The organism is Terrabacter sp. C0L_2, assembly GCF_036352015.1.
GTDB lineage: Bacteria > Actinomycetota > Actinomycetes > Actinomycetales > Dermatophilaceae > Terrabacter > Terrabacter tumescens.
Genome location: NZ_CP143557.1, coordinates 2,090,891 through 2,111,521, shown reverse-complemented (window position 1 = coordinate 2,111,521; position 20,631 = coordinate 2,090,891). Strand labels below are relative to the sequence as shown.

The 20,631-nt window shown below is 71.8% G+C and carries 19 protein-coding genes and 1 tRNA gene; 8 read left to right on the top strand and 12 right to left on the bottom strand.

Annotated elements, in window-relative coordinates:
• Positions 1-54 precede the first annotated feature (54 nt).
• Positions 55-130, top strand: a tRNA-Ala gene (locus tag U5C87_RS09810).
• A gap of 221 nt (positions 131-351) precedes the next feature.
• Here U5C87_RS09810 and U5C87_RS09805 read toward each other — a convergent pair.
• The 5 genes from U5C87_RS09805 to U5C87_RS09785 all read right to left on the bottom strand — a co-directional run bounded on the left by U5C87_RS09805 (position 352) and on the right by U5C87_RS09785 (position 4,978).
• Positions 352-1,026, bottom strand: coding sequence for a Type 1 glutamine amidotransferase-like domain-containing protein (locus U5C87_RS09805; RefSeq protein ID WP_330476389.1), 675 nt, complete (start codon positions 1,024-1,026; stop codon positions 352-354).
• Positions 1,027-1,091: 65 nt separating this feature from the next.
• On the bottom strand, positions 1,092-2,138 hold the full coding sequence (locus U5C87_RS09800) for an ABC transporter ATP-binding protein (RefSeq protein ID WP_330476388.1): 1,047 nt from the start codon (positions 2,136-2,138) through the stop codon (positions 1,092-1,094).
• Positions 2,135-2,953, bottom strand: coding sequence for an ABC transporter permease (locus U5C87_RS09795; protein ID WP_330476387.1), 819 nt, complete (start codon positions 2,951-2,953; stop codon positions 2,135-2,137). Before U5C87_RS09795 ends, U5C87_RS09800 begins: the two co-directional genes overlap by 4 nt.
• Positions 2,950-3,846 carry an ABC transporter permease gene (locus U5C87_RS09790; RefSeq protein ID WP_330476386.1) on the bottom strand — a complete coding sequence of 299 codons (897 nt, stop codon included), beginning with the start codon at positions 3,844-3,846 and terminating at the stop codon, positions 2,950-2,952. Before U5C87_RS09790 ends, U5C87_RS09795 begins: the two co-directional genes overlap by 4 nt.
• A complete protein-coding gene (locus U5C87_RS09785; RefSeq protein WP_330476385.1) occupies positions 3,839-4,978 on the bottom strand; it encodes an ABC transporter substrate-binding protein in 1,140 nt (379 codons plus the stop codon). The genes U5C87_RS09790 and U5C87_RS09785 overlap by 8 nt, the downstream gene beginning before the upstream one ends.
• A 351-nt stretch (positions 4,979-5,329) precedes the next feature.
• On the opposite strand from U5C87_RS09785, the gene U5C87_RS09780 reads away from it, so the two are divergent.
• From U5C87_RS09780 to U5C87_RS09760, 5 genes are all read left to right on the top strand, one after another.
• Positions 5,330-6,481: a magnesium and cobalt transport protein CorA gene (locus tag U5C87_RS09780; protein WP_330476384.1), complete on the top strand. Its 1,152-nt coding sequence runs from the start codon at positions 5,330-5,332 to the stop codon at positions 6,479-6,481.
• A 36-nt stretch (positions 6,482-6,517) separates the two neighbouring features.
• Positions 6,518-7,348, top strand: coding sequence for a DUF72 domain-containing protein (locus U5C87_RS09775; RefSeq protein WP_330476383.1), 831 nt, complete (start codon positions 6,518-6,520; stop codon positions 7,346-7,348).
• A 119-nt stretch (positions 7,349-7,467) separates the two neighbouring features.
• On the top strand, positions 7,468-7,986 hold the full coding sequence (locus tag U5C87_RS09770) for an OsmC family protein (protein ID WP_330476382.1): 519 nt from the start codon (positions 7,468-7,470) through the stop codon (positions 7,984-7,986).
• 9 nt (positions 7,987-7,995) lie between these two features.
• The gene (pta, locus tag U5C87_RS09765) at positions 7,996-10,101 is read left to right on the top strand and encodes a phosphate acetyltransferase (RefSeq protein WP_330476381.1); all 2,106 of its coding nucleotides are present in this window, start codon (positions 7,996-7,998) and stop codon (positions 10,099-10,101) included.
• A complete protein-coding gene (locus tag U5C87_RS09760) occupies positions 10,098-11,255 on the top strand; it encodes an acetate/propionate family kinase (RefSeq protein WP_330476380.1) in 1,158 nt (385 codons plus the stop codon). The genes pta and U5C87_RS09760 overlap by 4 nt, the downstream gene beginning before the upstream one ends.
• Before the next feature lie 63 nt (positions 11,256-11,318).
• On the opposite strand, the gene U5C87_RS09755 is transcribed toward U5C87_RS09760, so the two are convergent.
• Both U5C87_RS09755 and U5C87_RS09750 read right to left on the bottom strand, forming a co-directional pair.
• The gene (locus tag U5C87_RS09755; protein ID WP_330476379.1) at positions 11,319-12,191 is read right to left on the bottom strand and encodes an SDR family oxidoreductase; all 873 of its coding nucleotides are present in this window, start codon (positions 12,189-12,191) and stop codon (positions 11,319-11,321) included.
• Between the two features lie 25 nt (positions 12,192-12,216).
• The gene (locus U5C87_RS09750) at positions 12,217-12,774 is read right to left on the bottom strand and encodes a hypothetical protein (protein WP_330476378.1); all 558 of its coding nucleotides are present in this window, start codon (positions 12,772-12,774) and stop codon (positions 12,217-12,219) included.
• 179 nt (positions 12,775-12,953) lie between these two features.
• Between U5C87_RS09750 and U5C87_RS09745 the strand changes: the two genes are divergently transcribed.
• Positions 12,954-14,207, top strand: a complete 1,254-nt coding sequence (locus U5C87_RS09745; protein ID WP_330476377.1) for an AI-2E family transporter — start codon at positions 12,954-12,956, stop codon at positions 14,205-14,207.
• 270 nt (positions 14,208-14,477) lie between these two features.
• Here the strand turns inward: U5C87_RS09745 and U5C87_RS09740 are convergent, their stop codons facing one another.
• From U5C87_RS09740 to U5C87_RS09720, 5 genes are all read right to left on the bottom strand, one after another.
• Positions 14,478-15,587: a hypothetical protein gene (locus U5C87_RS09740; protein ID WP_330476376.1), complete on the bottom strand. Its 1,110-nt coding sequence runs from the start codon at positions 15,585-15,587 to the stop codon at positions 14,478-14,480.
• A 70-nt stretch (positions 15,588-15,657) separates the two neighbouring features.
• Positions 15,658-16,290, bottom strand: coding sequence for a GNAT family N-acetyltransferase (locus tag U5C87_RS09735; protein WP_330476375.1), 633 nt, complete (start codon positions 16,288-16,290; stop codon positions 15,658-15,660).
• 7 nt (positions 16,291-16,297) lie between these two features.
• The gene (locus U5C87_RS09730; protein WP_330476374.1) at positions 16,298-16,792 is read right to left on the bottom strand and encodes a MogA/MoaB family molybdenum cofactor biosynthesis protein; all 495 of its coding nucleotides are present in this window, start codon (positions 16,790-16,792) and stop codon (positions 16,298-16,300) included.
• The gene (gene moaC, locus U5C87_RS09725; RefSeq protein WP_330476373.1) at positions 16,785-17,288 is read right to left on the bottom strand and encodes a cyclic pyranopterin monophosphate synthase MoaC; all 504 of its coding nucleotides are present in this window, start codon (positions 17,286-17,288) and stop codon (positions 16,785-16,787) included. The genes U5C87_RS09730 and moaC overlap by 8 nt, the downstream gene beginning before the upstream one ends.
• Positions 17,288-19,930 carry a UTP--glucose-1-phosphate uridylyltransferase gene (locus tag U5C87_RS09720; RefSeq protein WP_330476372.1) on the bottom strand — a complete coding sequence of 881 codons (2,643 nt, stop codon included), beginning with the start codon at positions 19,928-19,930 and terminating at the stop codon, positions 17,288-17,290. Before U5C87_RS09720 ends, moaC begins: the two co-directional genes overlap by 1 nt.
• 59 nt (positions 19,931-19,989) lie before the next feature.
• On the opposite strand from U5C87_RS09720, the gene U5C87_RS09715 reads away from it, so the two are divergent.
• A complete protein-coding gene (locus tag U5C87_RS09715; RefSeq protein WP_330476371.1) occupies positions 19,990-20,604 on the top strand; it encodes a 5-formyltetrahydrofolate cyclo-ligase in 615 nt (204 codons plus the stop codon).
• Positions 20,605-20,631 lie beyond the last annotated feature (27 nt).

The window sequence follows — 20,631 nt, the reverse complement described above, 5'->3', positions numbered from 1 at the left end:
GCCGGGTCGATTGGGTATGCCGGTCGGCGTGGTGTTATCGTTCCTTCGCACCAAGGGGCTGTGGCGCAGTTGGTAGCGCGTCTCGTTCGCAATGAGAAGGTCAGGGGTTCGAATCCCCTCAGCTCCACCAACGGCAGAGAGACCGGACACGCTTTTCGTCCGGTCTCTCTGCCGTTTCTGGGACTCATGTGATTCGAGGAGGAGCCGGAGCGGAGCGGAGGCGACGGAGTCCCCTCAGCTCCACAACATGAAGAAGGACCGGACACGCTTTTCGTCCGGTCCTTCTTCATGTTCTGGGTCAAGGCGCGGGGATTCGGGAGGAGCCCGGAGCGCAGCGGAGGGCGACAGCCGCTAGTGCGGACTCACCTCGGGCAGGAGACTCCAGCGGCCCTCGGACACCACCTCGGCCATCCCGTCGACCACCCGGATCGCGGACTGGTCGTCGAGGACGTATGCCGGGCCGCCGATCTCGGCAGCCCACTTCTCGGCATCGGCCATGGTGTTCTCCGGGAACACGTCGAGGTGGGGAAAGACCGCGAAGTCGACGAGGCCGAGCGTGCGGTCGTCGGGCGCCCCCGGCCACTGCACGAAGTCGGGCCCGATCCGCGGCGTCATCACCATGCTGCCGGCGCTCACGCCCACCCAGACCGTGTCGGACAGCGACGGCAGGAGGTCCGCCAGCCCCGACTCCTTCATCCAGTGGCACAGGTACGTCGCCTCGCCACCGTCCACGAGGAGGACGTCAGCCGCACGAACCCACGGCACCCAGCGTTCTTCGCCGATCGTCGCCAGCGCAGACAGCTCGAGCAGGCCGAGCGACTTCCACGGCATCGAGGTCATCCCGCCCCAGGGCGGTAGACCAGCGACGAACCCGCGCGCCGAGACCGGTCCGCACATCGGATGACCCCACTGTGCGGTGGGGATGCAGAGCGCCGTCGCCTCGTCGACCGGCTTGCCCAGCAGGTCGACGAGCGCCTCGTGGATGGTCGGGTTCGTGACTCCACCGGACGTGAGCAGCATCTTCACGATGCCCACTGAACCACAGGAAGGCGGCGGTCATCCGTTGGCGGAGCCGGGGCGGGAGACGCCGGCTACCCCGCGGCGATGGCGAGAGCCGGCGCCCCCACCGGACGGATGGTGACGCGGTCGCCGGGTGAGAAGTCGGCCACGACGGCACTGGGCACCTGGACGAGCACCTGGTGCAGGTTCTCGCCGGGGCTGACGACGACCCGCCCCTGCGCCCCGAGGAAGCTCGAGCTGATGACGACAGCCGACCCGCCGGCGTCCTGGGCCACGGTCAGGTGCTCCGGGCGGATGAGCACCGTCACGGGCCCCTCGCTCGCCGAGCCGGGCAGGAGCGGGACGTCGGCGCCGAGCACCTGGGCGGTCGTCCCGTGCGACGTGCCCATGACCCGGTTCGTCAGTCCCACGAAGTCCGCGACGAAGTCGTCTGCCGGCCGGGAGTAGAGCTCCTGCGGCGCCGCCAGCTGGAGGAGCCGACCGCTGCGCATGACCCCGACCCGGTCGGCGATCGCCAGCGCCTCCTCCTGGTCGTGGGTCACGAAGAGGGTCGTCGTGCCGACCTCGAGCTGGATGCGGCGGATCTCGTCGCGCAGCTGGGTGCGGACCTTGGCGTCGAGCGCGGAGAGCGGCTCGTCGAGCAGCAGCACCTGCGGCTCGATCGCGAGCGCCCGCGCCAGCGCGACGCGCTGCTGCTGGCCGCCCGACATCTGGTGGGCGTACTTGTCGACGTGGGCCGAGAGCCCGACGAGCTCGAGCATCTCGGTCGAGCGGCGGCGCCGCTGCTCGCCGCCCTGCTTGCGCAGCTGGAGGCCGAACTCGACGTTCTGCCGCGCGGTCAGGTGCGGGAAGAGGCTGTAGGCCTGGAAGACCATCCCCATGTCGCGCTTGTTGGTCGGGACCCTCGTCAGGTCCTTGCCGCCCACCTCGACCCGGCCGGAGTCCGGGTCCTCCAGCCCGGCGAGGCAGCGCAGCGCCGTCGTCTTGCCGCAGCCGGACGGCCCGAGCAGGGCCACGAGCTCTCCGGGCTCGAGGTGCAGGGTCAGCCCGTCGAGGGCGTTGACCCCCGAGTAGGTGCGGCGCAGGTCGGTCAGCTGGACGGCGACGCCACGGCTCATGAGGGCTCCTTGCGGGAGGGGCTCCGACCGCCGACGAACGACAGTGCGAAGAGGACGAGGAAGGCGAAGACGAGCGACGCCAGGCCGACCGCGACGCTGACCTGTGCGTCGGACTTGCCGAGGAGGAACATCGCGACCTGCAGGTTGGTGCGGCTGAACAGGTTGGCGATGGTGAACTCGCCGAGGGTCAGCGCCACGGCGAGGAACGCCGCCGAGAGCACCGCGGTGCGGAGGTTGGGCAGCACGACGCGCACCATCACCGTGCCCCAGCCTGCTCCGAGCGAGCGCGCGGCCTCGGAGAGGGTCTTGACGTCGATGGCCCGCAGGCCGACGTCGAGGGAGCGGTAGGCGTAGGGCAGCACGAGGATGACGTAGGCGAACCCGAGCCAGATCGTCGACTCACCGAGGAAGTAGGTCACCCACGAGTAGACGGGGGTGAGCCCGACGACGAGGACGATCGCCGGCACCGTGAGCGGCAGCAGGCAGAGGAACTCGACGGTGCGCGACAGGCCGGGCAGCCGCAGCCGCACCCACGTCATCGTCGGGACGAGCAGGACCAGCATGACGACGACCGTCAGCACCGCCAGCCCCACCGACGCGGTGAAGCCCGCAGCCAGGTCGGGGTAGTCCCGGGAGACGCCCTGCACGTCGACGAGCTTGGCCCACGTCGCGCCGGTCCGGTTGCCCTGCGCGTCCTTGGTCGTGAAGTCGAGCATGCCCGCGAGGGGCGCCGCGAAGAACACCATGCACAGCGTCACCACGACCCAGCGCAGCACCGACTGGCGACGACGCCGGGTCGCCCTGATCCCGCTCATCGCGCGAGCCAGCGTGACGCGCGGCGGTCGATGGCGGCATACAACGTCATGACCGCAGCGACGACGACGACCATGAGCAGCGCCATGGCCTTGCCGACGTTCTCCTGACCGAGGATGACCTCCGAGTTCAGGGTTCCCCCGATCGCAAGCGGAAGGAGCGGGGAGCCCTGCGAGACAAGGGCGGCCGCCGTCGCGTAGGCGCTGAACGCGTTGGTGAACAGCAGCAGCAGGGCGCCGACGAACGACGGGAACAGGATGGGCGCCGCGACCTTGCGCCAGTAGAGCCACGTGCTGCCGCCCAGGGTCTCGGCGGCCTCGCGCCACTGGGGACGCAGGCCCTCGACCGCGGGGAGGAAGACGATGAGCATGAGCGGGATCTGGAAGTAGAGGTAGACCAGCATGAGGCCCTTGTTCCACTCGTACAGCCACAGGCCGCCCGTGTCGTCGAGGCCCGTCGAGGCCAGCAGCTTCGTGAGGTAGCCCGTGGCGCCGAACGTCGCGAGGAACGCGAAGGCCAGGGCCACGCCGCCGAACTGCGCCAGCACCCCGCACAGGGAGGTCGTGAAGCGGCGGAGAACGCCGTCCGGCCTCGCCGTCGACACGGCATACGCGAGGAAGGCGCCGATGACGGCGCCGGCCACGGCGGTGACGGCCGACAGGATCAGCGAGTGCCAGAGGGCCGAGGTCACGGCCGGCTCCGCCAGCGCCCTGACGTTCGCGAGGCTCAGCCCGCCCTGACCGCCCTGCCCCGTCGCGATGAACGCCCCGACGACCACGACCAGGGTCGGGACGAGGAGGAAGACCGTGACGTAGACGAAGAAGGGGACGACGCCGAGGAGGGCGCTCGACGGCCGGCGACCGGCGAGCGCCCCTCGACGAGCAGTGTCAGCCAACGGCGTTCGCCCACGCCGTGGCGAGGTACGCCTTGCCGGACGTCGCGTCGGCCTGGGAGGGCACGACCGGGGTCCCGCTCACCTTCGGCAGCGCGGCGGCCGCGGCGGCATCGAGCGAGCCGGCCTTCTGCATGGCGTCGAAGCGGACCGGACGCGCACCGCCCTTGAGCCAGAGGTTCTGACCCTCGTCGGAGTAGAGGAACTCCTGCCAGAGGCGTGCGGCCGCGGGGTGCGGAGCGTCCTTGTTGATGGCTTGGTAGTAGTAGCCGGCGATGACGGCGCCCTCGGGGACGACGACCTTCCACGACGGCAGCTTCGCGGTGGCGGCGGCGTTGAGGTAGTCCCAGTCGATGACGACGGGGGTCTGGCCGGACTGGATCGTGGCCGGCGTCGGGTCGACCGGGATGAAGTTGCCGGCAGCCTTGAGCTGCTTGAAGAAGTCGACACCCTTGGTGAGGTCACCGGCGGTGCCGCCCTGGGCGACCGAAACCATCTGGACGCCGGCGAACGCGGCTCCGGCCTTCGTGGGATCGCCGTTCAGGGCGACCTTGCCCTTGAACTCCGGCTTGAGCAGGTCGGCGACGCTCGTGATGGCTGGGACCTTGGAGGAGTCGTAGCCGATCGACATGTAGCCGCCGTAGTCGTTGACCCAGGCGCCGTTGGCGTCCTTGAACGAGTCGGGCACGTCGGCAAAGGTCGCCACCTTGTAGGGCGCGTACTTGGCCGTGTTGGCGAGGGCGACGGCTGCACCGAGGTCGAAGACGTCGGGCGCGGTCGACTGGCCCTTGAGCCGGTCCGCCGCGGTGATCTCGTCGGCGCTGCTCGCGTCGGGCTGCGCGCTCGTGACCTTGATGCCGTACTTGTCGCCGAACGCCTGGATGATGGCGCCGTAGTTGGCCCAGTCCGGCGGGAGGGCGATGACGTTGAGCGCGCCTTCCTTCTTGGCCGCCGTGACGAGCGCGTCCATCCCGCCGAGGTCCGCAGCCGACGTGGCGGTGGCGGCACTCTTGCCGCCCGCAGCCGTGGTGGTGTCGGAGCTCTTCGTCGGCGCCGAGCAGGCGCTGACGACGATGGCCGACGTGGCGACCAGAGCGAGCATCCCGGTGGACCGGCGCAACAGGACAGAGTGCATGCGATTCCCTCCCAGTGACGAGAGCCCGAGGCGGGCTGATTCGAACACTAGGGGCAACGCGGTCCACGTGAGTAGGACTTTCGGCCCGGTTCATCTGATGCCCTCGAACACGTCATCACCGGTTCGCACGCACCCGACGGCCAGGTGCCGCACGACAGTCGGGTCTAGACTCCCCCGGGGCGACGGCACACGGGCACGTCGCGCGACGACGGCAGGGAGGTGGGCGCCATGTGCGGCGAGCCTCCCAGTCATAGGCCCGACGAGAGCTGACCGCTCGAGACTCCCGCAGGGGCCTCGCGGCGGTTCTCGTCGCGATGACCGCCTGCCCCTTCGTCCCACCAGGGAGTCGTCATGTCCGAGCGCCCTCGCAACCCCATCCGCACCCTCGCCGGCCGCGTGCGCCGTCCGTCGCCGTCGACGCCCGCCGGCCGCACCAGCCCGCAGCCGACCGCCCCGTCGACCCGTCAGGACCGCCGGCCCGGCGCGAGCATGGTCGACAGCGCCATCTACGTCGACGGGAGGCGCACGGCGTCGCCGGTGACGCTCGCCGAGACGTTCCGCGGCCTGCGAGAGCTCACCGAGTCCGTCGGCTGGATCGGTCTCTACCGGCCGACCCAGGACGAGCTCGCCGCTCTCGCAGCGGAGTTCGACCTGCACGAGCTCGCGGTCGAGGACGCCATCGTCGCCCACCAGCGACCCAAGATCGAGCGGTACGGCGACACCCTCTTCGTCGTGCTCCGGGCCGCCCGCTACGTCGACGCGTCCGAGGAGGTCGAGTTCGGCGAGGTGCACCTCTTCGTCGGCCCCGACTTCGTCATCACCGTGCGGCACAGCGAGGCACCCGACCTCTCCGCCGTGCGGCGCCGCCTCGAGAGCGACCCGGAGCTGCTCGCCCGCGGACCCGAGGCCGTCCTCTACGCGATCCTCGACCGCGTCGTCGACGGCTACGGACCCGTCGTCCGGGGACTGCGCAACGACATCGACGAGATCGAGACCGAGGTCTTCCGCGGCGACCCCGCGGTGTCGCGCCGCATCTACGAGCTGAGCCGCGAGGTCATCGAGTTCGAGCGCGCCGTGCGTCCGCTCGCGACGGTCATCGCGTCCCTGTCGGCCGGCTTCGAGAAGTACGGCACCGACGAGGAGCTGCGGCGCTACCTGCGTGACGTCGAGGACCACCTCACCGAGGTCCGCGAGCAGGTCGACGGCTTCCGCCACCTGCTCCGCGACATCCTCACCGTCAACGCGACCCTCGTGGCGCAGCAGCAGAACGAGGAGATGAAGACGCTCACCGAGGCGAGCATGGACCAGAACGAGGAGGTCAAGAAGATCTCCGCGTGGGCCGCGATCCTCTTCGCGCCGACGCTCATCGGCACGGTCTACGGGATGAACTTCGACGCGATGCCAGAGCTGCACTGGCGCTTCGGCTACCTCTACGCCATCGGCATGATGGGGCTCGTCAGCATCGGGCTCTACGGCATCTTCAAGGGGCGTCGCTGGATCTAGCCGGTCCTGCGGCGTCCCCACGGGTAAGGAGCGGACATGGCTCACGCACGGATCGGCGTCTCCGGCTGGCGCTACCCGTCGTGGCGCGGCGACTTCTACCCCAAGGGCCTGCCGCAGCGCCTCGAGCTGACCTACGCCGCCGAGCGGATGACCTCGATCGAGCTCAACGGGTCGTTCTACTCCCTCCAACGACCGAGCTCGTATGCCGCGTGGCGCGCTGCCGTCCCCCGTGACGTCGACTTCGCCGTCAAGGGCGGACGGTTCATCACCCACATGAAGGCGCTGCGCGACGTCGCGACGCCGCTGGCCAACTTCTTCGCGAGCGGGGTGCTCGCGCTCGGGCCGCAGCTCGGGCCGGTCCTGTGGCAGCTGCCCGAGCGGATCACCTTCGACCGCGAGCTCCTGGCCCGCTTCTTCGAGCTGCTGCCGCGCACGACCGGCGACGCCGCGCGCCTGGCCGAGCAGCACGACGACAAGCTCAAGGAGGACCGCACCCTCACGACGTGCGAGGTGGACGTGCCGATGCGCCACGCGCTGGAGCCGCGGCACGAGAGCTTCGACTCCGAGGAGGCGCGGGCCCTGTGCCAGGAGCACGGCGTCGCCATGGTCATCGCCGACAGCGCGGGCCGCTGGCCGGTCATGGACGACGCGACGAGCGACTTCCGCTACGTGCGCCTGCACGGCGAGACCGAGCTCTACGCCAGCGGCTACACCGACGCCTCCCTCGACCGGTGGGCGCGGACGTGCGAGGCCTGGCTGGAGCAGGGCCACGACGTGCACGTCTACTTCGACAACGACGCCAGAGGGCACGCGCCGCACGACGCGGTGCGCCTCGTCCGCAGACTCGGGCTGCACACGACCGCCTGAGCCGGAGCGACCGCCGGACCGCACGGGCGCACACGAGCCGGGCACCCGGCATACGGTGTCGGAACAGGACCCTGACGACGGGAGCCAGCCATGGCCCAGCAGCACCTGAGCGACGCGGCATGAACCGGGACGAGCTGCGCGCGGCGCAGGAGCCGCTCAAGGCGCGCTACCGCGAGGACCCGGAGGCCGCGATGCACTCGGTCTCGGCGAGCGCCGTCTTCGGCGAGCCGGTCACCGTCGAGGTGCGCACGACGGCGGGTGTCGTGCGCGCGGGACTGCACCCGGCGACGGGCGGCGACGGGTCGGACGCCTGCTCGGGCGACATGCTCATGGAGGCGCTCGTCGCGTGCGCGGGTGTCACGCTGCATGCCGTCTCGGTCGCCTTCGGCGTCGAGCTGCGCGACGTCGCGCTGCGGGCGGAAGCGCAGTTCGACGCGCGCGGCACGCTCGGGGTCGACCGGACCGCGCCGGTCGGGGTCCTGATGCCGCGGGTCGTCGCCGAGGTCACGACCGACGCCGACGACGCGACGCTGGCACGGCTCGCCACGGCGACCGAGCGCTACTGCGTTGTCGGGCAGTCCCTTCGGCACCCGCCGACCTTCGAGGTGCGACGACGCCCCCGCGCTGCGGACCGGTAGGTTCGTGTCGTGAGCCGAAGCGTCTACGTCGCCTCGCCGGAGGGGCTGACGGGCAAGTCCGCCGTGGCCCTCGGCCTGCTCGACGCCCTGTTGCGAGAGGTCGGGTCGGTCGGTGTCTTCCGCCCGCTGACGACGCTGGGCGGCACGGGTCCCGACGACGAGGTCGACCACATCGTCGAGATGCTCGTGAGCCAGCCCGGCGTCGAGCAGACCTACGACGAGGCCCTCGGCGTCACCTACGCGCAGGCCCACGACGACCCCGACGAGGCGCTGCACCTCATCGTCGAGCGGTTCGGCGCCCTGAGCACACGCTTCGACGTCGTGCTCGTGCTCGGCTCGGACTACACCGATGTCTCGACCGGCACCGAGCTGTCCTTCAACGCCCGCGTCGCCGCCAACCTCGGCTCGGCCGTCGTCCTCGTGGTCCACGGCCGTGACCGCACGCCCGACCAGATCCGCGTCGCCGCCGACGGCGCCATCGCCGAGCTGCGCGCCAACCACGCCCAGACGGTCGCCGTCGTCGCCAACCGGGTCGAGCCGGACGACCTCGACGAGGTGCGGGCAGCGCTGGCCACGCTCCCCTTCCCCGTGACAGCCGCGATGCCGGAGAACTCTCTGCTGTCCGCCCCGAGCTTCCGCGCCCTCGCTGACGCCATCGGCGCGCAGCTCGTGCTCGGCAGCGAGTCGTGGATGGACCGGGACAGCCTCGGGCTCATCGTCGCCGCGATGAGCCTGCCCAACGTCCTCGCGCGGCTCGGCCCGGACGTCACCGTCATCGCCCCGAGCGACCGCACCGACCTCATCCCGGGCCTGCTGCTCGCCCACCAGTCGGGCACCTTCCCGACGCTCGCCGGGATCATCCTCACCGGCGGCTACCCGATCCCCGAGACGATCTCGCGGCTGTCCGCCGGCGTGCAGCAGGACCTGCCGATCGCGCTCACCGACGACGGGACCTTCCGCACGGCCGAGCGGCTCATGCAGGTGCGCGGCCCCATGACGAAGGGCTCGCGCAACAAGATCGAGACCGCACGCCGCCTCTTCGCCGAGAGCGTCGACCAGGCGGCCCTCCTCGCGGCCGTCGACGTCTCGGCCTCCGAGGTGCGCACGCCGCTGATGTTCGAGTTCCAGCTCATGGAGCGGGCCCGCTCGGACCGCAAGCACATCGTGCTGCCCGAGAGCCAGGACGACCGCATCCTCGAGGCGGCCGACATCCTGCTGCGTCGCGGCGTCGCCGACCTGACGTTGCTCGGTGACGAGACGAAGGTGCGGGCGCGCGGCTCGGCCCTGGGGCTCGACCTCGACGCCGCTGCGGTCGTCTCCCCCACCGATCCCGAGCTCGTCGAGCGCTTCGCGCAGGAGTATGCCGTCGCGCGGGCCCACAAGGGCATGACCGTCGAGCGCGCCCGCGAGGTCGTCACCGACATCTCGTACTTCGGCACGATGATGGTCCACCTCGGTCTTGCCGACGGCATGGTGTCGGGCGCGGTCAACACGACGGCGCACACGATCCGGCCGGCCCTGGAGTTCGTCAAGACGGCCGAGGGCGTCAAGACCGTCTCGAGCGTCTTCCTCATGTGCCTGGCCGACCGGGTGCTCGTCTACGGCGACTGCGCCGTCATCCCCGACCCCACCGCCGAGCAGCTCGCCGACATCGCCATCTCGTCGGCGCAGACCGCGCAGCAGTTCGGCATCGAGCCCCGCGTCGCGATGCTGTCCTACTCGACGGGGTCGAGCGGGTCGGGCGCCGAGGTCGAGAAGGTCCGCGCCGCAACGACGCTCGTCGCCGAGCGCGCCCCGGAGCTCGCGCTCGCCGGGCCGATCCAGTACGACGCGGCCATCGACCCGGTCGTCGGCCGCGCGAAGATGCCGGACTCCGACGTCGCGGGCCACGCGACGGTCTTCGTCTTCCCCGACCTCAACACGGGCAACAACACCTACAAGGCCGTCCAGCGCAGCGCGCACGCCGTGGCGGTCGGCCCCGTGCTGCAGGGCCTGCGCAAGCCGGTCAACGACCTGTCGCGCGGCGCTCTCGTCGACGACATCGTCAACACCGTCGCCATCACCGCCGTGCAGGCGCAGGGCGTCTCGGCCGAGCAGCAGGGAAGCAACCAGTGACGCAGTCCCCCACCGACCGTCCCGTCCTCGTCCTCAACGCCGGGTCCTCCTCGCTCAAGTACCAGCTCGTCGTGCCCGAGTCGGGCGAGGTCCGCGCCGCCGGTCTCGTCGAGCGCATCGGCGAGTCCGGCAGCGACGTCGCCGACCACTCCGGGGCACTCGAGGCGATGCGGGCGCAGCTGCAGGACGCCGGGATCCGGCTCGACGAGGTGCCGCTGCGCGCCGTCGGACACCGGGTCGTCCACGGCGGCCCCGACTTCTCCGAGCCCGTCGTCATCGACGACGGCGTGCTCGACCGCATCAAGTCGCTGAGCGCCCTTGCGCCACTGCACAACCCGGCGGCCGTCATCGGCATCGAGGCCGCGCGCAAGCGCTACGACGTGCCGCACGTCGCGATCTTCGACACCGCCTTCTTCTCGTCGCTGCCGACCGAGGCGTCGACGTATGCCGTGCCCCGCGACCTCGCCGCGAAGCACTCGATCCGCCGCTACGGCTTCCACGGCACGTCGCACCAGTTCGTCGCGCACGCCACCGCCGAGCTGCTGGACCGGCCCGTCGAGGACCTGCGCCAGGTGATCCTCCACCTCGGCAACGGCTGCTCGGCCTCGGCGGTCCGCAGCGGCCGCGCCGTCGAGACGTCGATGGGGCTCACGCCCCTGCAGGGACTCGTCATGGGCACCCGCTCCGGCGACGTCGATCCCGGGCTGCACGCATACCTCGCCCGCGAGGCGGGGATGTCGCTCGACGAGATCGACACCCTGCTCAACAAGAAGTCCGGGGTCCTCGGCCTCAGCGGCGTCAACGACTTCCGCGAGCTCGTGGAGCGGGTCGAGGCCGGCGACGACGACGCGCGCCTCGCCTTCGACGTCTTCGTGCACCGGCTCAAGCACTACGTCGGGGCCTACCTCGCGATCCTCGGCGGCGCCGACGTCCTCGTCTTCACCGCGGGCATCGGTCAGCACAGCGCCCCGGTCCGCGCCGCGGTCGCCGAGGGACTCGGCGAGCTCGGCATCAGCATCGACGACGCCCTCAACGAGGCCGGCTCGACCGAGGCACGGGTCATCTCGCCCTTCGGGTCACGGGTCGTCGTCGCGGTGGTGCCGACGAACGAGGAGCTGGCCATCGCCCGCCAGACGGCCGACCTCGTCGGCTGACCCGGGGCGTCTGGTCCCGCGGCCCCGGTCGAGGTGATGCCGGCACTCAGGCGGGTGCCGTGATCACCTCGACCCGCGCTGGGACTCGAGGTAGTCGCGCAGCGAGGTCGGCCGGCGGCCGGTGAGGCGTTCGCCGTCACCGCTGACCCCGTCGAGCTCGCCGGCGGCGACCGCCGTGTAGGTGGAGACCCAGGCGTCCACCTGCCAGTCCGGCGCCCCGTAGGCGGCGCGCGACGCATACGCCTCCTCCACGCTCTCGTCGTGGAAGCGCACGTCCCGACCGGTGACCTCACTGACCGTCCGGGCCATCTCGGCGAACGTCAGGGCCTCCGGCCCGGTCAGGTCGTAGGTCGCGCCCACGTGCGACGCCGGGTCGAGCAGCACGGCGACAGCGGCGCGGGCGATGTCGGCGTGCGCCACGACGGCCGCGCGGCCTTCGCCTGCCGGGCCACGGAGGAGGCCGTCGTCGCCGACCATCTGGTCGATGAACTCGAGGTAGAGGTTGTCGCGCAGGAAGGTCCACGACATCCCGGAGGCGCGCAGGTGCTCCTCGGTGGCGGCGTGGTCGCGGGCGAGGGTGAACGTCGCGTCGGGGGCCGCGCCGAAGAACGACACGTAGACGACGTGGTGCACACCAGCCGCGGCCGCGGCGTCGACGAACGCACGGTGCTCGGCCAGCCGGTCCTCGTTCTCGGCCGCCGAGACCATGAAGAGCGTCTCGACGCCCTCGAGGGCAGCTCGGGCGGCGTCGCCATCTCGGTAGGTGCACTGGGCCGCAACGGAACCCGGCAGGTCCGGGGCCCGCGTCACGTCACGCACGAGCAACCGCTGCCGGACGCCCCGGTCCGCGAGGTCCCTGGCGACGAGCCCGCCGAGCCAGCCGGTCGAGCCGGTGACGGCGATGGTGGGACGGTCTGCAGCCGAGGCGTCGCTCATCCTCCGAGCGTACGCATGGCCGACGTCAGGTGCGCCGGACCAGGCGTGCGAGGTCGACGCAGGTGACGCCCACCGCGGACATCCGGGTCGTCACGGGGCGCCCTTGGTCGCGCGGCACGACGAGGACCCCGGCCACGCCTCGGCCCAGTGCGTCGGAGACGTCGTCGCGGGCGCGGGCCAGACGCTCCCAGTCCGAGAGCCAGTCGTCGACGGGCAGGTCGTCGGCGCGCGTCGCGGCGTCGAGCGTGCGCACGTGGGCCACGAAGGCGCGGATCGCCTCGTCCTGGGCCGAGATGGCCGCGGCGCGCACCGACGGCGCCGCGCCCGTCGGCACGGGGTGGGCCGCGAGGTCGGCCCGGAGCCTGGCGCAGCCGTCCTCGACGACCGCCACGACGTCCGGCCGGTCGATGAGCTCGGGGCGGTCGTGGTTCGCATACAGCCACAGGCCCACGGCCGAGAGCACCAGGAAGCCGACGAGCCCGATCACCGAGACGACCACGACGACGGCGACCGGGCGTGACCAGCGAGCGCGACGAGGCCGCACGGGTGGCGCTGGTGGCGCCTTCTCCCAGAACGTCGTCATGCCGAGAGTGTCGTCGTCGACGTCGTGGCGGAGGCCCTCATCCACCGCGCCGATGCCCGATCGTGACACCGAGTCAGCCACCGAGTCAGCCACCGTGGCAGCCACCGAGGCAGCCGTCGCGGACCGACCCCACGGCGGGTGATCCACCGGAAGCCCGCCACGCGGCATACGGTGTGGTCGTGACCGACAACCACGCCGCCCCCTCCGGCGCGCCTCGCGACGTGACCCAGCCCGTCTCCACGCGCGACGGCGACGACGCGCACGACCTCGACGACCGCCCGACGAGCACCACTGACGAGATCCACGACGAGATCCCCGACGAGATCCCCGGCGTGGAAGCCGCGGCCGTGCCGCAGAGCATCCGGGTCGCGAGCGAGTGGGCCTGGCGCCTGCTGCTCATCGGCGCCGCCATCTACCTGCTGTCGCTCGCCGTGCGCACGGTCTCCGAGATCATCGTGCCGGTCGCGATCGCGATCCTGCTGACGGCGCTGCTGCGCCCCGTCGCGAGCTCGCTGCACCGGGTCATGAAGCCGGGCGCCGCCGCCGGCCTGACCCTGCTCGGCACGATCCTGCTCATCAGCGCGCTCTTCACGCTCGTGGGCACGCAGTTCAGCAGCGGCTTCTCCGACCTCACGAGCCAGGTGGCGACCGGCCTCGAGCGCATCCGCGACTGGGTGCGCACGACGTTCAAGATCACCGACGCCCAGTTCGACGCGTACTTCAACACGATCCGCGACAAGGTCAGCGAGTCGGGCAACCTCGGCGACACCGCGACGTCGGTCGGCCTCACCGCGACGCACTTCGTCGCGGGCCTGTTCATCGCGCTCTTCTCGCTCTTCTTCTTCCTCTACGAGGGACCGCGCATCTGGAGCTGGGTGGTGCGGCTCTTCCCGCGCGCGACCCGGACGCGCGTCAACTCCTCCGGCTTCATCGCCTGGCACCAGCTCTCGGCGTTCGTGCGCGCGACGATGATCGTGGCCTTCGTCGACGCCGTCGGCATCTCGGTCGGTGCGGCGATCCTCAAGGTGCCCTTCGCGTTCGCGATCGGCATCCTCGTCTTCATCCTCGCGTTCATCCCGATCGTCGGTGCGCTGCTCTCCGGCGCCGTCGCGGTGCTGCTCGCCCTCGTGGCCCACGGTCCCGGGGTCGCGCTCATCATGCTCGCGATCGTCATCGGCGTGCAGCAGCTCGAGTCGCACGTGCTCCAGCCGTTCCTGCTCGGCAAGGCGGTCAGCGTGCACCCGCTCGCAGTCATCCTCGCGATCGCCACCGGCTCGATCATCGCAGGCATCGTCGGCGCGCTCGTGGCCGTGCCGTTCGCGGCCGTCCTCAACGCCGTGGGCAAGCACCTCTTCAGCGACGAGTCGTCAGCGGAGCTCGACCACGAGATGGAGGCGTCCGCGCGCGACGGAGGGGCACCCGCCAACGCCTGAACCGATGGCGTATGCCGTGTGGCGCGGACCCGCGTCCGTCACCACACGGCATACGGCACCGTCGACGGCCCGCGGCGCCCGGCTCGGCGGTACAGCGCGCTGACCAGCCACGAAAGCTCGGCCCGACGGAGAGAGCGCGACGAGACCGACCGGCCCCCGGCACCGCAGCAACTCCGCCCCGGCGGCGGACCCAACGCGACAAAACCGGGCCTCACAACGCCGACAGCTCCGCCTGGGCGGAGCTGTCGGCGTTCTGCTGGTGGGTCCCGGTTACTGCGAGACGGCGCGGCGGGCGAAGAGGGCCCGGTCGTCGAGCTCCTCGGCCTCGTCGGCGAACTCAGGCGTGTCGAAGACGTCCGCCGGGATGCCGCTGTCGGTGTAGCGCGGCTCGGCCTTGGCCTTGAGGGAGTACGTCGGGCGCGGCACCGGCACCGGGCTCCAGCTGCCCTCGGCGACCGGAGCGGCCTCGGTGTGGACGACCGCCTGCGCCGCGGCGACCGGCACCTCACCGGTGATCGGCGCCTGGACGTCGAACACGCCGGGCTCGGCGTGCTGGGCGACGAGGGGCGGCTGCGACGCCGGGACGACGGTGGAGGTCGCCGGGACGGGCGTGCTGCGGATGACCTGGGTGTCCTCGCTCGACAGGACCGGCACGTGGTGCTCGGCGCGTCGGCGAGAGCCACGACGCCCACGGGGAGCCTCGGCGTCAGGGCGCTCGTCGGCGCCAGCGCGCAGCCGGTCGGTCTGGGCCTCGGCGCGCAGCCACACGAGCACGGCGGCGACGGTGAGCACGGCGAACGGGATCGAGATCCACATGAGGACGCCGGTGACCGTGAGGGTGATCGAGACCGGGAGCCACGCGAGTGCGACGAGGAGCAGAGCCGCGCGAATCCGGCGCTGTGCCAACGGAACCCGCACGGGAGCGGCCGGTCGGCTTGGCCGGGGGCGGCCTGCGTGGTGCGACTGGCCGGCTGACTCGGGCATGCGGTCCACCTCGGCGGCGTAGGGGGCGATGTCGTGGTCGGTGTGGCTGTGGTCCGACCGGCCACCCGACGGGAGGGTGGCGGTGAGGACGCGCTCGTCGGCGCGACGGGCGACGAGCGGGGAGCTCCGACGCGTGCTGCCCGCGGGCACGGCCCGCTTCACGTCGACGGTGGGGCGGCCCGTGGTGGCGGGCTTGACGGCGTACGAGTGGGGGCGCGGCGTGCTGAGCTCGGTGGCCGGCAGGGCCCGCCGCTTCTCGAGGACGCGCATGGCCTGGGTGAAGCCGTCGACGGAGCGGGTGGCTGCGGCGTCCTCGCGCCGGCGCGCCCAGTGCTGCACGAGATAGGCAGCCCAGATCGCCACGATGACGACGAAGATCAGGCTGCTGACGGGCACGTGACCCACGGTAGGACGCGGTTCGGTAACGACCCCGCACATTCGAGGCGTGTCGCGCAAGAGGCTGGTGTTACACCTGTGACAGACGAGCCATGAGGGTCGATCCGGCGAGGTCCTCCGTCGTCACGGCGAACGACCGGTGGTCGCGCCAGGCCCCGTCGATGTGCAGGAACCGCTCGCGGACCCCCTCGTCGCGCAGCCCCAGCCGCTCGACGACCCGGAGCGACGGCACGTTGTCGAGCCGGATGTTGACCTCGATGCGGTGCAGCCCGCCCGCGCCCAGCGCGTGGTCGAGCGCGAGGGCGACCGCGCGCGTGGCGATGCCCTGCCCGGTCACCGCCTCGTCGAGCCAGTAGCCCGCCGCGGCGGACTGCTGCGCCGCACGGACGATGCCGAAGAGGTGCACCTGCCCGACGATGCGCCCGCCGACCTCGATGCACCACGGCATCGCCCGGTCCGCGGCGGCCTCGGCGTCGAGGTCACGGACGAACTGCCGGAACGAGACCGGGGTGCGCGCCGGCGAGCCGGGCGGGAGCGTCGGCTCCCACGGCTGGACGTATGCCGCGTTGTCCCGCCGCACGCGTTGCCAGTCCCGCTCGTCGTCGACCCGGAGGGGACGCAGCACGATCGGGGGCTCGAACGTCGCGTCGCGCAGCACGACGGGCCACCGGCCCCGTCCGTCACGGTGCGGACGCCACGGCATCCTCACGTCAGTGGTCGCTGCCGGGGATCTGGTCGAGGGCGTGGCCCAGGACCGGTTCGAGCACGTCGAGCGCGTCGCTCACGCCGCCGCGCGAGCCGGGCAGGTTGACGACGAACGTGCGCCCCGACAGGCCGGCGAGCCCTCGGGAGAGCATCGCCGTCGGCACGCCCTTGGCGACGCCAGCCGCACGGATGGCCTCGGCGACACCCGGCACGAGCCGGTCGAGCAGCGGCGCCGTCTGCTCGGGAGTCGCATCGGTGGGCGTGAGGCCGGTGCCCCCGGTCGTCAGCACGAGGTCGGGCTCGCTCGCGAGCACCTCGCGCAGCTCCATGCCGAAGTCGTCACCGTCGGCGACGACGATCGGCCGGCTCACCGTGAAGCCCCAGCCCCGCAGCCGGTCGACGATGATCGGCCCGGACACGTCGGCGTAGACCCCGGCTGCGGCCCGGGTCGACACCGTCACCACGACGGCTCGGCGGCCCTTGCCGGGACCCTCACTCATGCCAGTCCCCCGAGCGGCCACCGGACTTGGCGGTGACGCGCACGTCGGTGATGCGGCCGTGCTTGTCGACGGCCTTGACCATGTCGATCAGCGCCAGCGCGGCGACCGAGACGGCCGTCAGTGCCTCCATCTCGATGCCCGTGCGGTCGGCGGTGCGCACGGTGGCCGTGATGTCGGCGCCGTCGTCGGCGACGGTGACGTCGACCTCGACGCCGTGCACGGCGATGGGGTGGGCGAGCGGGATGAGCTCGGGCGTGCGCTTGACCGCCTGGATGCCGGCGATGCGTGCCACCGCGAGGGCGTCGCCCTTGGGCACCCGGCCCGACCGCAACGCGGCCACCGCGTCGGGGCTCAGCAGCACCCGCCCGGCCGCGCTGGCCTCACGTGCGGTCACGGCCTTGGCCGAGACGTCCACCATGTGCGCGCTGCCGTCCGCGCGGACGTGCGTCAGCGAGGACGCCGGAGTCGAGGGCGCCTCGGGCGACTGGTCGCTCATCAGGCCTCCTTGTCGAGCAGGAGGACGTCGACGACCTCGCCGGCGACGAGCTCGGTGACGTCCTCGGGCACGACGAACAGGGCGTTGGCCCGCGCGAGGTCGGCGACGAAGTGCGATCCCTGACCCGCCACCGGCACCGCCACGAGCGTCCCCTCGGCGGAGCGGGACACGACGGCCCGGCCGTACTGCCTTCGGCCGACGAAGGACTCGACGCCGGAGATGAGAGTCGCGGGTCGCAGGCGGCGCTTCTCCGGGGTCAGGCGCATGAGCCGGCGCAGCGCCGGCCGCACGAAGATCTCGAACGAGACGAAGGACGACACCGGGTTGCCGGGCAGGGCGAAGAGCGGCACCTGCTTGCCGTCGGGGCCGGCGAGCAGGCCGAAGCCCTGCGGCTTGCCCGGCTGCATCGCCACCTTGACGAAGTCGATGCCCTTGCCGCGCAGCGCGCTCTTGACGACGTCGTAGGCGCCCATCGACACCCCGCCGCTCGTGATGACGACGTCGGCCTTGCCCACGATCTCGTCGAGGGCGGCGAGCAGCTCCTCCTCGGAGTCGCCGACGGCACCGCGCACCTCGGCGGTCGCTCCTGCGCCGACGGCCGCGGCCCAGAGCATCGAGGAGTTCGAGTCGTGGATCTGTCCGGGGCCCAAGGGCTTTCCGGGCTCGACGAGCTCGGTGCCGGTCGAGAGGACGACGACGTGCGGGCGGCGGTGGACCTCCACGCCGGCGTGCCCGCACGCCGCGAGCAGGGCGATGGTGCGCGCCCCGACCACCTCTCCGGCCGAGACGACAGCAGAGCCCGTGGCGACGTCCTCGCCGCGTGGCCTGACGTAGCGGCCGCGTGCCACGGAGGCGCGGCACTCGACCTCACCGGTCGCGGCGCCGTCCGTGTCCTCGACGGCGATGACCGCGTCGGCCCCATCGGGGACCGGCGCGCCGGTCATGATCCTGGCGGCCTCCCCCGGGCCGACCGAGAAGGTCGGGTCGTCACCGGCCGCCACCTCGCCGACGATGCGCAGCCGCACGGGCGCATCGGCCGCGCCGGCGAGCGACGCCGCGCGGACGGCGTACCCGTCCATCGAGGAGTTGTCGAAGCTCGGCAGGTCGACCTTCGAGCGGACGTCTCGCGCGACGACGAGACCGAGGGCCTCGGTGAGCGGCGTCCACTCGGTCGGCGACGGCTCGAGCGTCGCGAGGATGGCCTTGAGGTGCTCGTCGACGGTGCGCACGTCGCTCGGGAGGGCACCGGGCCCCGCTGCGGTGAGGGGCGGCTCCCCGAGCACGGAGTCGTCGAGGACGCGGCGGTAGCCGTCGATGAGCACGTCGCCGATGCAGCGGACGTTCCGGCCGAAGACGGGGTCGCCGATGACGCGCAGGCTCGTGCAGTCGCGCATCGACGGCACACCCTTGGGGAAGCGCTTCTCGAAGCCGGACACGAAGCGGTAGGCCGAGTCGAGGTCGACGTAGGGCTCGGGGCCGTCGACGGTGGCGACGACGTGGTAGCCCTCGTCGAGCGAGAAGAAGTCGGACCGGATGACGAGCAGGTCGTTCGTCGTCTTGACCGGCCGGAAGCGTGTGCGGGGCACGAGGATCGCCTCGGACCCCTCGAAGACCTCGATCGCCGTACCCATCGCCGACTCCATCTGGATGACCTCGGGCGAGCCGGGGTCGGCGGGGTCGACGTTCTTGCGGTTGACGATGATCGGCAGGCCGAGCACCCCCTGCTTGGCCGTCATGCGCTCACGCAGGACCTCGAGGTCGATCCACACGTTGTTGGCGTTGAAGGTGTTGTGCCGCTTGATGTCGCGGAAGTAGCGCTCCTCCCCCTCGGCGACCATCGCCGTGTCGCGCAGCACGATGCGACCGTCGGACTTGCGGACCGCGAGGTGCCCGCCCTTGCGGTCGCTCTTGGTGCGCTGGCACACCTCGGCCACGTAGGGCAGTCCGTGCTCGACCATCCAGGCCGCGACGTCGGGGTCGCAGGTGGCGCCGAGGTTGTCGGAGTTGGAGAGGAACGCATAGCGGATCCCCTTCTCCAGCAACGCGTCGAGCACACCGGAGGTGACGAGGGAGACGTAGATGTCGCCGTGGCCCGGCGGGCACCACTCGAGCTCGGGGTCGGCGGGCCACTGGACGGGCATGAGGTCGTCGGGTCGCAGCTTGGGCTCGGCGTTCTGGATGAAGTCGAGCGGCAGGCCCTCGACGGGCAGGTCTGGGTACTTCGAGAGGATCTTGAGCGACTCCTCCGAGGTGCGGAAGGAGTTCATCAGCACGAGCGGCAGCTCGACGCCCCACCGCTCGCGGAGGGCGAGCACCTGCAGCGCGATGATGTCGAGGAAGGTCAGGCCATCCTTGACCTCGAGCGCCGACTTGGCCCCGGTCATGCCCATGCCGGTGCCGAGACCGCCGTTGAGCTTGATGACCGCGGTCTTGGACAGGGCCTCGCGGGCCTCCTCGTCGCTGACCTGCACCTCACCGAGCGCCTGGATGTCGCCGAGGGGCTCGATCGAGTCCTCCGGGATCGTGCCGAGCGCGCCGGCCTGCAGCTGCTGGAAGTAGTGCTCGAAGACGCTGATGGCCTCGGGCCCCAGGCCTCTCCGGCGCATCAGGTCGACGGAAACGCGCAAGCCCTGGTCACTCATGGCCCTCACCTTACGATGGGCTCCATGCACGTCCGGCCCGTCCCAGGAACCCGACCAGCGTGACAGCCGGCACCAAGCGTGACGTGCGTCACGCCGCGCGGGCCCGGCGGCGTGAGCTCGCGCGCGGGACGGACCACGCGGCCCGCGAGGCCGCCGCCGTCGCGATCGCCGACGCGGTCCTGCGCTTCGTGCCCGAGCCCTGCCGGGTGGCCGTCTACGAGTCGCTCCCGGACGAGCCGCCGACCGGCCGCCTCGTCGAGGCGCTCCTCGCCGCGGGGCACGAGGTCATCGTGCCCGTCGTGCTCGAGGACTTCTCGCTGGAGTGGAGGTATGCCGTCCCGGGCGCCTCGGGCGACGACGCCACCGTGCGCCGCCCGGGCCACGGCGGCCACGAGCCCGACGCCGACGTGCGGCAGCGCTGGCTGGGCACCGACGCCCTCGCCACGTGCGACCTGATCGTGACGCCCGGCCTGTCGGTCGACAGCCACGGCACGCGGCTCGGACAGGGCGGCGGCTGCTACGACCGGGCCCTGCTGCACCGCGACCCGTCGGCACCCGTCGTCACGCTGCTGCACGAGGGAGAGCAGAGCGAGCTCGACCTGCCGGCGGACGCGCACGACGTGCCCGTCGACGGCTACGTGACGACCACCGGCCGCGTCGTGCGCCTGCGCTGACGAGGTCAGCACACGGCATACGCCATC